Source organism: Variovorax sp. KK3 (assembly GCF_001984055.1).
Classification (GTDB): Bacteria; Pseudomonadota; Gammaproteobacteria; order Burkholderiales; family Burkholderiaceae_C; genus Variovorax.
The window spans coordinates 1-12,351 of the sequence record NZ_LYVO01000129.1; the positions used below are offsets into that span (position 1 = coordinate 1).

Here is a 12,351-nt window from a genome sequence, read left to right on the forward strand (position 1 = left end):
TAGCGGGGGGCGTCGGTCGGGGCGTCGGGGGTCAGGGTGGCGTTTTGCATGTCGGTTACCTTGGGTTGATTCCGTCTTGTCGACGTGAGCCCATGATTCCGCCATGCGCTGAAACGCACGATGGGACGCGCGTCACGAACGAGCCGGCAAGGCCCGATCGGGCCGGGACGTCAGTCCCGGGTCGGGGCCGGCGCAGGCCGCGTTCGACGCGTTGGAGGCGTAGCCCCGGAAACCTCGGCGCGCTGGCGCGGGCCGATGGCCCGCGGCTAGATCTGGCTCTGCGCGAAGTGCTCGGGACCCGCGACGACGGCAGCCAGGAACAGGTCGATCGAGAACTCGATCATGCGCTGCGTGTCGAGATTGCTGTCGGTGCGTGGAATACGTCCACCCAGGACGAGCGCCGCGACGCCGTGCTCCATCGACCACGCCGCATGCGAAAGGTAGTGAAGCTGCTGGCGGTCCCAGCCACTCTCTAGCGCGAGCTCGAAGACCGAGTCCGAGAAGTAGGAGTACGAGATGTTGCTCGTCGCCTCGACGTCGCCGCGCACGAACTCCTGCAGCAGCCGGGGGCCGGTCATCAGGTCGAACAGTCCGGCGTGCGTCTGTGCATAGCGCACGTAGCTCAGCATCATTTCGCGGGCCTTGGGCAGGGCGGGCAGGTGCTTCGCGGATATGTGCATGCGCTGCTCGGCCAGCTGCTTGAAGCCGCTGATGGCGATGGCTGCGAGCAACTCTTCCTTGCCCTTGAAGTGGCGCGACGGGGCCGCTTCGGAAACGCCGAGCCTTCGCGCCAATGCGCGCAAGCTCAACTCGCTGGCGCCGTTCTCTTCGAACATCCTGCGGCCTTCCTCCACCAGCGCATTCCGCAGCCCGCCGCGCTCGTAGGTCGGCTCGCGCAGCTGCGGCGGCAATGCCCGCGGCGTCTTGGAAGCGGCTCGCGACGCACTGCGAACGGGTGTCTGTGATGCCTTGATGGTCATCGTTGGAGGGCTCCTTGCAACTCGGGCTGATCACTCGGGCTGATCTTACAAGCGCAGGTCGCAAGCACGTGGCTTCGCGCCATCGGGTTAACACCGATAACAGATACTGTTAACACCGTTATCATTCGCCGCAACGGTGCGATGGCCATCCCGGCAATGTCACTTCGAAGGAGAAGACTGATGAGCTCGATTTCGTACGAGAAGGACGGTGCCGTCGGCATCGTCAGCATGGCGAAGCCCCCCCACAACCTGATCGACAACGAGATGCTCCAGGAACTCGCGTCGACCTACGCGAGGGCGGTGGAGGAGGGATGCCGCGCGATCCTGCTGCGAAGCGCGATGCGTCACTTCTGCGCCGGTGCCGACCTCAACGTGCTCGCGTCGGAGCGTTGGGACCAGAAGGCGCTGGCCCGGCTCTGGGCATCGCTCGAAGACGTGCCGATCCCGACCGTCGCGGCCGTTCACGGTGCGGCACTGGGCGGCGGCTTCGAGCTGGCCTTGATGTGCGACATGATCATCGCGGCGGACACTGCATCGTTCGGCATGGCGGAGGCCTCGCTGGGGCTGCTGCCGCTGCTCGGCGGCGTCCAGCGCGTCGTGCAGCGCGCGGGCCTGGCGCGTGGAAAAGAGATGGCCATGTTCGGCCGCCGTCACGATCCGCGGGCGCTCGAGCGCTGGGGCGTCGTCAACCTGGTGGCGGCGGAAGCCGAACTTCCCGGTGTCGCGATCTCGTGGGCCCGGCAGCTCGCGGCCGGCGCGACGGTGGCCCTGCGCGGCATCAAGACCGTCGCGAACCTGTCGGCTCGCAGCGGCATCTCGGCGGCCGATGCGCGCCAGGAAGAGGTCAACACGTCGATGTGGAACAGCGCCGATCAGGCACGCGGCCTCGCAGCCTTCGCGGCCACCGGCCCGGGCTCCGCGGTCTTCGAAGGAGATTGAACATGAACGCACCGTTGCAAGGGTTGCGGGTCGTCGACTTCACCCGCGTGCTGTCCGGTCCGGGCTGCACCAAGGCGCTGCGCGACCTGGGCGCCGACGTCACCAAGATCGAGCCGCCTGCGGGCGACGTGGGCCGCGCGGGCGTGCCCCACGTCGGATCCATGTCGACCTACTACACGCAGCAGAACGCCGGCAAGCGCAACATCAGCCTCGACCTGAACTGGCCCGAGGCGCGCGACATCGTCGCGAAGCTCTGCGCGGATGCCGACGTGATCGTGGAAAACTTTCGTCCCGGAACGCTGGCGCGCTTCGGCTTCGGATACGACGACGTTGCGAAGTTCAATCCGAAGATCGTCTACGTGTCGATCAGCGGCTACGGTCAGACCGGCCCGTGGCGCAATCGCCCGGCATTCGCGCCCACGGTTCATGCCGAGACCGGCCTGACGGACATCCTCCAGAAGCACTACCAAGGCGCGGTGGTCGAGATGCGCAACGACGCATGCAGCCACGCCGACGTGTACACCGGGCTCCACGGCGTCATCGCGGTGCTGGCCGCATTGCAGCATCGGTCGCGCACGGGAGAGGGCCAGTACGTCGATGTCTCGATGGCGGCGACCATGCTCTCGGCCAACGAACGCGCCGGCGCGCTCTTGTCGGGGTTGGACGTGAACGACGAGCCGTACGCCCTGAGCGCCAACGAGTCGCCGATCTTCGAACTGCCGGACGGCCGGCGCCTGACGATCGCGACCAGCCCGGTGTTCTCGCCGATGTTCGTCCGGTACTGCTCGATGATGCGCCGCACGGATCTGCTGAAGGACCCGCGCTTCGCCACGGCCACTTTGCGAAAGCTGAACCTCCCGGCCCTGATGGCCGAGGTGAAGGCCTGGATCCTGACCTTCACCGACCTGGACCAGCTCCAGGCCCAGGTCAGCGAAGCGGGCTTGGCGATCGGCGTCGTGCGCAGCACCCAGGATCTCGCGGACTCCGAGTGGGCGAAGGACTGGGGTGCGGTCGTCGACGTCGACGACCGTGAAGGCGGCACGGTGCGCATGCCTGGTCCCCCCTGGCGCTTCGGCCGATCTCGACTGCCGGCGCCGGGCTTGCCCTACTTCCAGGGAGAGAGCAACGAAGAAGTGCTCGGCGAACTCGGAATGTCCGCCGCGCAGATCGACGCACTGCGCAAGCGAGGCGTTCTGCGGAGCCGTCGCAGTCCGGCCGGTGCGTTCGACTGAACGAAGTTCGAGGCGAACGCATGCGCACGATCGATCGAACCCACGATGCCGCAGCCACAAGCTGGCTGGCGAGCGCGAACACCGTTGGCACGGACTTTCCCATCCAGAACCTGCCCTTCTCCGTATTTCGAAGAGCAGTGAGCCGCGAGGCCCTGCGCGGCGGTGTTGCCATCGGCGGCGAAGTCCTCGACCTGGCTGCGCTGGGCAGAACGCAGTGCCTGGACGGGCTGGCGCTGCAAGCCGCACGGGCCTGCGCCGCGCCGGTGCTCAACGACTTTTTCGCATTGGGCCCGGCGGCATGGCGCACCTTGCGTGGCGCACTCTTCGACCTTCTTCATGAGGGCGCAGTCGCCCGCTCGCCGTCGAACGTCGAAGCGGTCCGGGACTGCCTGGTTCCGCAATCGGATGTCGAGCACGCGCTCCCGGTTCGGATCGGCGACTACACGGACTTCTACACGTCGATTCATCACGCACGAACCATCAGCCGCCTGTTGAGTCCGAACGGCGAAGTGCCGCGAAACTTCCAATGGGTGCCCACTGCGTACCACGGGCGGGTGTCGTCCATCGGTGTGGCCGGGCAGCAGTTTCGGCGGCCGTATGGGCAGGCGCTGCGCGACGGCAGCAGCACACCCGAGTACGGGCCTTGCAGGCAGCTCGACTACGAACTCGAGCTCGGCATCTATGTCGGCGCAGGCAATGCGCTCGGCGAGCGGATCGCACTCTCGCGCGCCGAAGACCACGTCTTCGGCATCTCGTTGCTCAACGACTGGTCTGCGCGGGACATCCAGGCATGGGAGATGGCGCCGCTCGGGCCGTTCCATGCCAAGAACTTCGCGACCACCGTGTCGCCCTGGATCGTCACGATGGATGCACTCGCCCCCTACAGGCAGCCATGGAGCCGTCCAGCGGCGGATCCACAGCCGTTGCCTTACCTGGAAAGCGAGTCTCATCGCGCGGAGGGGGCCCTCGACATCCGTCTCGAGGTGTCGATCGAGACCCGACGCATGCGCGATGCGCGGGTTCCGCCGGAGCCGATGTCACGCACTACGTTCCATCACCACTATTGGTCCATCGCGCAGATGGTCACGCACCACACTGCAGGCGGCTGCAATCTGCAGCCGGGCGACTTGCTGGGCAGCGGCACGATCTCCGGGCCCGAGCCCGCCGAAGCAGGCGCATTGATGGAACTGGCGCTCGCCGGCAGGAAGCCGGTGCAACTCGGCAACGGCGAGCGTCGCAGCTTCCTGGAGGACGGCGACGCCATCTTCTTCCGGGGCTGGTGCGAGCGAGAGGGATTCCGTCGCATCGGCTTCGGCGTCAACCACGGCATGGTCCTCCCGGCCCTGTCGGAGGCCGAGGCATAGCTTCGTGCCTGCCCTTCCGCTTTCCGGCATCTCGTCCACTGGCAACCCATCGGAGCTCATCATGAAGACTGGCAATCCAGCGACCGGCCGCCTTGTCGGCTGGGTCATCGCGGCCGCAGCCGCAGCCGCGGCCCTGCAGCCCATCGGCGCCGCCCAGGCGCAGACGCCTTCCACCAAGCCGGTGGTGCTGCGCGTCGCCTATCCCGCGGGTGGCCCTGCGGACGTCGCGGCGCGCAAGGTCCAGGTGCCGCTGCAGTCGGCACTCGGGCAGACGGTCATCGTCGAAAACCTGCCCGGCGCGGGCGGATCGATCGCCGCGGCCAACGTGCTGAACGCGCCGCCCGACAGCCAGACCTTGCTCGTGACGACCGGCAACGACATGATTCTTTCGCCGCTCGCGATGTCGCAGGTGAAGTACAAGCCGGAAAACTACAGGCTGCTGGCCACCATCCTGCCGACCGACTTCACGTTGGTGACGAGTGCCGAGCACGCCTTCGCCAACGTCGACGAGCTCATCGAACATTCGAAGAAGGCCGGCATCAAGGAAATGACGGTCGGCAGCTGGGGCTACGGCTCGGCGCCCTATCTGGTGGCGGCCGACTTCGGTGCCGCCACGGGCGCACGCCTGATGGATGTGCCTTACAAGGGCGCCGCGCCAGTCGTGCAGGCGCTGCTCAGCCGCGAGATCGACATGGCCTTCGTGCCGCTGGCGCCCAACGTGCTCGAACTGGTGCGCACGGGCAAGATCAAGGCGATCGGCGTCGCGAACACCAAGCGCAACCCCTTCCTGGCCCAGGTCCCGACGCTGAGCGAGGGCAAGTACCTGAAGAACTTCGTCTACAGCGCATGGGCGGCCGTGTTCATACCGGCGGCGGCGCCGCCCGCAGTCACCGACAGGCTCAGCAAGGAACTGGCAGAGATCGTGAAGGGCGACGAGTTCCAGCGCTTTCTTCGCGACGCTGCCGCGCTGCCCGTCGAACCCATGACGCTCGCGCAGGCCGACGCCTTCTACAAGCAGGAGGTCGAGAAGTTCCGCCGCATCGCCAAGCTCGTCAAGCTCGAACCACAGTAGCAGGAGTTTCCATGACCCAAGCCCGCCACGTACCCGACATCTCGGTGACGACCACCGACCTTCCCGTGGAACACGTGAAGATCGTCACGCCGAAGCCCTATGCCGAAGTCAAGGCAGCGCTCGAATCCCGGCTGGGCCGGCTCGACGACGCGATTCGGGATCTGTTGAAGAGGAACGAGATCGAAGCCGTGCGCGCCGCCTTGCAGAAGGCGGCCGGCGAGGATGGCCTGGCCATCCACTACATCGGCCCGCATGGAGACTGGCTCGCCCTGAAGGGCGAGCGCAGAAAGGCAACGGCCTACCTGATCGGCAACGTGCTGTACGCCGTGCAGATGACGAGCATCGATCTGGCGGCCGGGCTCTATGCACCGCTGCGGGTCGTCCTGTACGAAAGCGCGGACGGCGGCTCGATCTTCGAGTACGACAAGCCGTCCACGCAGTTCGGCCAGTTCGGCCAACCGGAGATCGACGAGGTCGCGGCCATCCTCGACGAGCGTCTTCATGCCGTGCTGATCAAGGTGGGTACGCCATGACGAGCGCGAGCCTCAAGCGCATCGGCTGGATCGGCGTCGCGAGCCTCATGGTGCTCGCCTCGTCGCTCTCGCGCGCAGAGAACTATCCTTCGCGGCCCGTCAAGATCGTCGTGCCTTACACCGCAGGCGGCCCGGTGGATCAGCTGGCGCGGGGGCTCGCGGAGCGGCTCGGCAAATCGTCGGGGCAGCCGTTCATCGTGGAAAACAAGCCCGGCGGCAACACCATCGTCGCGGCCTCGATGGTCGCCAAGGCGCCCGCGGACGGCTACACGCTGTTCATGGCATCGTCCGCCAGCCTGGCCGTGAATCCCCTGGTCTACCGGAAGCTCGCCTACGACCCCGACCGCGACTTCGCAGCCGTGTCACTGGTCGCCTCCGCGCCGCTCGTGATGGTGGTCGGCGCCTCCACGCCGGCGACGCGATTGAAAGACCTCATTCCCTACATCCGCAGCCGCGAAGGCAGCTTCGCCTATGCCTCGAACGGCAACGGCAATCCGCTGCACCTGGCCTGTGCGCTCTTCGGATCGATGGCCAACGTGGACATGCTCCACGTGCCGTACAACGGCACCGCGCCGGCCCTCGCGAGCGTGCTGGCCGGCGACACCCAGATGACCTGCGACATCGTGCTCAGTTCGATGCCGCAGATCAAGGCGGGCAAGCTCCGTCCGATCGGCATCGTCGGCCCGCGGCGTGTCGCTGCGCTTCCCGACGTACCGACGCTGGCGGAAGAAGGGCTTCTCGGCATCGATGCGGCCGTCTGGTTCGCGCTGGTGGCGCCGGCCGCCACGCCGCCCGAGGTCGTGGCCAGGCTGAACAAGGAAGTGGCCAAGGCCATCGACGATCCGGCCATGAAGGCGCGCTTCAGCGCCATGGCGATGGAGCTCGGCAGCAGCTCGCCGCAGGGCGTCGTCGACCTGACGAACCGTGAACGCAGCAAGTGGGCCAGCGTCGTGCGCAAGTACGACATCAAGGTCGAATGAGGCCCGGGCCATGACCCCGGGCGCATTCGACATGAAAGCCTTGGAAGAGTGCGTGATCGTCGGCGGGTGCCACGGCCTGCACTGCATTCCAGTGGCGCAGCAAGCCGACTACTACCGCGCGCAGAGACTCATGGCGATGCTGGGCCTCGCCTGCCTGCCGGTGCTTGTCTTCTTGTTGTGCTGACACGACCTTGAGGTCACGCGAACCTTCGTCGTGTACTTGCAGTGCGGCGGCAGTGCGGCAGGCTGCGTTACGATCGCGCCGATCCACCTCGTCCGGCATGACGCTCAAGCAAACGATTCGTTTCGCTCCCGCCCACGATGGCGTGCGCCTCGCGTACGCACTCAGCGGCAACGGCCCGCCCCTGGTCAAGGTCGGCAACTGGCTGACCCACCTCGAATTCGACCTCCAGAGCCCCGTCTGGGGCTACCTCGTCGAGGCACTGTCGCGCGAGCACCGCCTGCTGCGCTACGACCAGCGCGGCACCGGCCTATCGGACCGGGAGGTCGTCAACTGGGACTTCGAAGACCAGGTGCGCGATCTCGAAACCGTCATCGATGCGGCGGGCTTCGATCGCTTCGCACTGCTCTGCATCTCGCAGGGCACGCCGGTCGGCATCACCTACGCCGCGCGGCATCCTGACCGAGTCACCCACCTGGTGCTGCATGGCGGATACGCACGGGGACGGCGTCGCCGCAGCACCGATCCGGCCGATCTCGAGGAAGCCGACATGATGACCAAGCTCATGGCGCTGGGCTGGGGCCGCAACGACCCCGCATGGCGCCAGTTCTTCACGAGCCAGTTCATCCCGCGAGGCACGTCGGTCCAGCACGACGGGCTCAACGAACTGCAGCGCGTGTCGACCTCGCCGGCGAACGCGGTGAGCATGCTGCGTGCCTTCGAGCAAAGCGACGTCACGCCGCTCCTGTCCGAGGTCCGATGCCCGACGCTCGTGCTGCATGCCACCCACGACCTGCGCGTGCCGTTCGAGGAAAGCCGACGCATCGCGGGCGGCATTCCGCAGGCGCGCTTCGTGCCCCTCGACAGCGCGAACCACCTGATGGTCGCCGACGATCCGGCGTGGCCGCGCTGGCAGGCGGAAGTGGCCGACTTCCTCGGTACGCGCAGCGGCGAAGGCGATTCGCGCTTCGGCGGGCTGACACCGCGCGAGCGCGAACTCGTCGAGCTGCTGGCGCAGGGCCGGGACAACGCACAGATCGCCGCGGTGCTCGGGCTCAGCGACAAGACCGTGCGCAATCACATCAGCAGCATCTTTCACAAGTTGCAGGTCGAGAACCGCGGGCAGGCGATCGTGCTGGCGCGCACCGCCGGCTTCGGCACCGATACCTCGGGTTCCTGGCGCCCGGCCCCATGACGCCCCAGGCATTCGCTGCCGATCACACCGCCGCGCAGGTCTATGAAGACGTCCTCGTGCCGAACCTGTTTCTGCCCTCGACGCAGCGCGCGCTCGAAAAGGCCGCCATCGCACGCGGCGAGACCGTTCTCGACATGGCCAGCGGCACCGGGATCGGCGCACGGCTTGCAGCGGACGCCACGGGTTCCGCGGGGCGTGTCGTAGGCGTCGACAGCGACGCCGGCATGCTCGCTGTGGCCCGGCGCGCCGGTGCCGCGGACGGGGCGGGTGCGCTGCACTGGCTGCGCGCCGACGCGCAGTCGGTGCCGCTGTCGTCCTCGCGCTTCGATGCCGCGCTGTGCCTGCAAGGGCTCCAGTTCTTCGCAGCGCCCGATGTTGCGCTGGCGGAGCTGCGGCGCGTGTTGCGGCCGGGCGGAAGGCTGGTCGTCAGTACGTGGGGGCCGTTGACGAGCATGCCGGGCCACGCAGCCGTCTATGCCGCGCTCGACGCGCTGGGCATCGACACGGCCTCGCCGCGCCGCGGCTTCCAGTTGCATGCGACGACCTTGGCCGAATGGCTGGGCGATGCCGGGTTCGGCGACATCGACATCTCGCCTTGCCCGCACACCTTGAACTTCCCTTCGGCCGCAGACTTTGTCGACGGGCTGTTGCAAGGCGCGCCGTACACCCGCCGCGCGCTCGCGCCCTTCTCGCCGGCGTCGAGGGAGGCCTGCCGCGCCGATGCGCTGCGCCGCCTCTCGTCGTATGAAGCCGCTGCGGGTCTCCAATTGCCCGCGTTCGTCCATCTGGCCTACGCACGCCGTTCGCGTTAGCCGCGGTCGGAGGGTTTCTAGGAGGCCGGCGCCTCCTGCGCCGCCGTGCTGCGGATCTCGACCTGCATCTGGGTCTCGACCCAGAGCACCAGCTCGCTCACGCTGACCCCCGGACCGCGCGCGAGGCTCGCGGCCTGCCACAGTTGCTGGCCGGCGCTGCTGATCGGCGCCGGCACACCCTGCTCGCGCGCCAGGTCGATCGCGATGCCCATGTCCTTCAGCATCAGTTCGAGCTTGAAGGGATCGTCGAAGCTGCGGTTCAGCACGCGCTGGTGGATGTGCGTGCGCGTGATCCACGAGCCGGCGGTGCTCTCGTTCATCACATCCGTCATCACGGCCGGATCGAGACCGGCGCGCGTGCCGATCGCCAGGCCCTCGGCCGTGGCGGTGAGCGTGATCGCGGTGACCAGGTTGTTCAGGCATTTCATCGTGTGGCCGGCGCCGAGCGGGCCGAGGTGGAAGGCCGCACGGCCCATCACGTCGAGCAGCGGGCGCACGCGGTCGACTGCTGCCTCGGCACCGCCGACCATGAAGACCAGCTCTGCCGCCTGTGCGCCCCAGGCCGCGCCCGAGACTGGCGCATCGACCATCGCGATGCCGTGGCCCTCGAGCCGCGCCGCGGTCTCGCGCGTGATCCAGGGCTCCGCGGACGAGGTGTCGAGCAACAGCGCGCCCGACTGCCAGCCGCTCAGCAGGCCGTCGCTCGCGAACACCACGTCGCGCACCACGCGGCCATTGGGGAGCATGGTGACCACGATGTCGCTGTGGCGCGCGACCTCCGCCAAGGTTGCACGCGCGCTGATGCCGGCGTGCGCATCGGCGAGCGCCTGCGAAACGCTCGGCAGTGTGTCGAACACGGAGACCGCGTATCCGGCCTTGGCGAGGTGTCCGGCCATCGGGCCGCCCATCACGCCGAGGCCGATGAATCCGATGCGCGGGAGCGTCGATTGGGAAGTCATCGGTACCGCACCTTCCTCAGTCGAGCCGAACGCCGGACGTCTTGATGACTTCGCCCCAATGCGCGCTTTCGCTGCGTGCCAGGTCGCGGAATTCCTTCGGCGTGCCGGGCAGCGGCTCGAATCCGAACTCGGCGAACACCTGCTGGATGCGCGGTGTCTGCATCGCCTTGCGCAGCTCGGCATTGAGCCGGTCGACCACGTCGGCGGGCATGCCGGCGGGTCCGATCAGTCCGTGGAAGGCGAAGGCGTTGACCTGCGGATAGCCGAGCTCGGCGAAAGTGGGCACGTCCGGCAGCGACTTGGCACGCTGCGGCAGCGCGATCGCCAACGCGCGCAGCTTGCCCGCCTTGAGGTAGGGCAGGGCGGCCGTGAGGTCGAGCATCATGGCCTGCACCTGGCCGCCCATCATGTCCTGCAGCGCGGGCGCGCCGCCCTTGTAGGCGACGTGGGTCAGGTCGAGCGCCGACTTCTGCTTGAACAGCTCCATCGCCATGTGGTGCGGTGTGCCGATGCCGGGCGAGGCGTAGTTGAGCTTGCCGGGGTTGGCCTTGGCGTAGCTCACGAACTGCGCCAGTTTTTCCCCGCCCGGAAAGTCGGGCCGCACCACGAGCGCGACCGGGATGCGGCCGATGGCGCCGATGTAGGTGAAGTCGCTGGCCGGCTTGTATGGGAGCTTGCCGAACATGTGCTCGTTGAACAGCAGCGCGGCGTTCTCGGCCTGCATGATCGTGTAGCCGTCGGGCTTGGCCTGCATGAGGGCCGCGACCGCGATGTTGGTCGAGGCGCCCGGCCGGTTGTCGATCACGATCGGCTGGCCCAGCGACTGCTGCATCGCCTCGCCGAGCTGGCGGGCGATGCTGTCGGTGCCGCCGCCGGCGGCATAGGGCACCAGCCATTTGACGGGTTGGTTGGGGTAGGTGCCCTGCGCCAGGACGCAGGTGGCGGCGGCGGAAAGCAGCAGGCCCGAGGCCAGCGCGCGGATCAGTTTCTTCATGGGTTCTTGTCTCTGGTGGGTGAAATAAATGAATCGATGAATCGATGAATCGATGAATCTATGGATCGATGGGTCGGTGCCGGTGGCCTGCCTCGTCAGCCGCGCAGCACCTGCCAAAGCTCGCGGTCGCGTTCCGCGGTCCAGACCACGGGATGTTCGATGCCGCTGAGCTCGTCGTAGGCGCGCGAGACGTCGAAGGGCAGCACGTGCTGGAACACGGGCCAGTCGCCGAAGCGTGGCGTCATCGCCGCCTCGGCGCGCTCGAAGCAGGCGCGCAGGCCTTCGCCGCGGTCGACGCCGGCCTTGACGCTGTCGAGCAGCGTCGTGATGAATTCCTTGGTCAGCCCGATCGCCTCGGCGCAGGCGGCCTCGGTGCGCAGCACCGCGCCACGGCCCGGCACCAGCGTGCGCGGCCGCAGCGCGAGCGTGGCGTCGAGCGTCTTGCGCCAGTCGTGCAGGTAGGCGTCGCCGGCGTACACGCCGCAGTGGTTCTCGACCACGTCGCCGGAGAACAGCACGCCACAGTCGGGCAGCCAGGCCACCGTGTCGCCGCCCGAGTGGCCGCGGCCGAGGCCCATCAGGCGCAGTTCGCGCCCGCCGCCCAGCCACAGGCTCATCTCGTTGTCGAAGGTCAGGGTCGGCACGGTGAGGCCCGGGACTTCCTCGACCCCCGCGAACAGGCGTGGAAAGCGGCCGACCTCGGAATCGAAGTCCGCCTGCCCGCGCTCGCGCACCCAGCCGGCCGTGCCGTTGCTGGCAATGATGGCCTGCGCGTCGGTGAAGGCGCTGGCGCCCATCACGCGCACCGCGTGGTAGTGGGTCAGCACGATGAAGCGGACCGGCTTGTCGGTCACGCTGCGGATGTCGGCGATGAAGTCGCGCGCCATGCGCGGGGTAGGCCGGGTGTCGATCACGACGACGTGGTCGTCGGCGACCACGAAGCCGCAGTTGGGATCGAATTCGCTGATGTAGCCGAAGACGCCGTCGGCAAGCACCTGCACCTGCGGCTTCTGCGCGCGGTTGTCGGAAGCGGAGGCGAAGGACGTCGTCGTCGTCGGGGCGGTGGCTGTCGTGGGGGTGGTCGTCATGGTCATGGGTTTTGTGTGGGGC

General features: G+C 67.7%; 13 protein-coding genes. 9 read left to right on the forward strand and 4 right to left on the reverse strand.

Annotation, left to right across the window (positions count from 1 at the left end; all coding sequences use genetic code 11):
• Positions 1-266: 266 nt before the first annotated feature.
• Positions 267-980, reverse strand: coding sequence for a TetR/AcrR family transcriptional regulator (locus B0W80_RS32630; RefSeq protein ID WP_077003297.1), 714 nt, complete (start codon positions 978-980; stop codon positions 267-269).
• A gap of 180 nt (positions 981-1,160) precedes the next feature.
• On the opposite strand from B0W80_RS32630, the gene B0W80_RS32635 reads away from it, so the two are divergent.
• The 9 genes from B0W80_RS32635 (at position 1,161) to B0W80_RS32670 (ending at position 9,288) form a co-directional block, all read left to right on the forward strand.
• On the forward strand, positions 1,161-1,919 hold the full coding sequence (locus B0W80_RS32635; RefSeq protein WP_077003298.1) for an enoyl-CoA hydratase/isomerase family protein: 759 nt from the start codon (positions 1,161-1,163) through the stop codon (positions 1,917-1,919).
• Positions 1,920-1,921: 2 nt separating this feature from the next.
• Entirely contained in the window at positions 1,922-3,151 is a 1,230-nt protein-coding gene (locus B0W80_RS32640; RefSeq protein ID WP_077003299.1) for a CaiB/BaiF CoA-transferase family protein, read from the forward strand.
• A gap of 20 nt (positions 3,152-3,171) precedes the next feature.
• Complete coding sequence (gene fahA, locus B0W80_RS32645) at positions 3,172-4,515, forward strand: fumarylacetoacetase (protein WP_077003300.1); 1,344 nt, start codon at positions 3,172-3,174, stop codon at positions 4,513-4,515.
• Positions 4,516-4,576: 61 nt separating this feature from the next.
• A complete protein-coding gene (locus B0W80_RS32650) occupies positions 4,577-5,587 on the forward strand; it encodes a tripartite tricarboxylate transporter substrate binding protein (protein WP_077003301.1) in 1,011 nt (336 codons plus the stop codon).
• 11 nt (positions 5,588-5,598) lie between these two features.
• Positions 5,599-6,120, forward strand: coding sequence for a DUF302 domain-containing protein (locus B0W80_RS32655; RefSeq protein WP_077003302.1), 522 nt, complete (start codon positions 5,599-5,601; stop codon positions 6,118-6,120).
• Complete coding sequence (locus B0W80_RS32660) at positions 6,117-7,100, forward strand: tripartite tricarboxylate transporter substrate binding protein (protein ID WP_077003303.1); 984 nt, start codon at positions 6,117-6,119, stop codon at positions 7,098-7,100. The genes B0W80_RS32655 and B0W80_RS32660 overlap by 4 nt, the downstream gene beginning before the upstream one ends.
• A 10-nt stretch (positions 7,101-7,110) precedes the next feature.
• A complete protein-coding gene (locus tag B0W80_RS35790; RefSeq protein WP_179107080.1) occupies positions 7,111-7,284 on the forward strand; it encodes a hypothetical protein in 174 nt (57 codons plus the stop codon).
• A 97-nt stretch (positions 7,285-7,381) separates the two neighbouring features.
• Positions 7,382-8,476 carry an alpha/beta fold hydrolase gene (locus B0W80_RS32665; protein WP_077003304.1) on the forward strand — a complete coding sequence of 365 codons (1,095 nt, stop codon included), beginning with the start codon at positions 7,382-7,384 and terminating at the stop codon, positions 8,474-8,476.
• Positions 8,473-9,288, forward strand: coding sequence for a methyltransferase domain-containing protein (locus B0W80_RS32670; protein ID WP_077003305.1), 816 nt, complete (start codon positions 8,473-8,475; stop codon positions 9,286-9,288). Before B0W80_RS32665 ends, B0W80_RS32670 begins: the two co-directional genes overlap by 4 nt.
• 17 nt (positions 9,289-9,305) lie before the next feature.
• Here B0W80_RS32670 and B0W80_RS32675 read toward each other — a convergent pair whose 3' ends face one another.
• The 3 genes from B0W80_RS32675 to B0W80_RS32685 all read right to left on the reverse strand — a co-directional run bounded on the left by B0W80_RS32675 (position 9,306) and on the right by B0W80_RS32685 (position 12,329).
• Positions 9,306-10,247, reverse strand: coding sequence for an NAD(P)-dependent oxidoreductase (locus B0W80_RS32675; protein WP_077003306.1), 942 nt, complete (start codon positions 10,245-10,247; stop codon positions 9,306-9,308).
• A gap of 16 nt (positions 10,248-10,263) precedes the next feature.
• The gene (locus B0W80_RS32680) at positions 10,264-11,241 is read right to left on the reverse strand and encodes a tripartite tricarboxylate transporter substrate binding protein (protein ID WP_077003307.1); all 978 of its coding nucleotides are present in this window, start codon (positions 11,239-11,241) and stop codon (positions 10,264-10,266) included.
• A gap of 95 nt (positions 11,242-11,336) precedes the next feature.
• Positions 11,337-12,329 (reverse strand): MBL fold metallo-hydrolase, encoded by a 993-nt coding sequence (locus B0W80_RS32685; RefSeq protein ID WP_077003308.1) that lies wholly within the window; start codon positions 12,327-12,329, stop codon positions 11,337-11,339.
• Between the last annotated feature and the right edge of the window lie 22 nt (positions 12,330-12,351).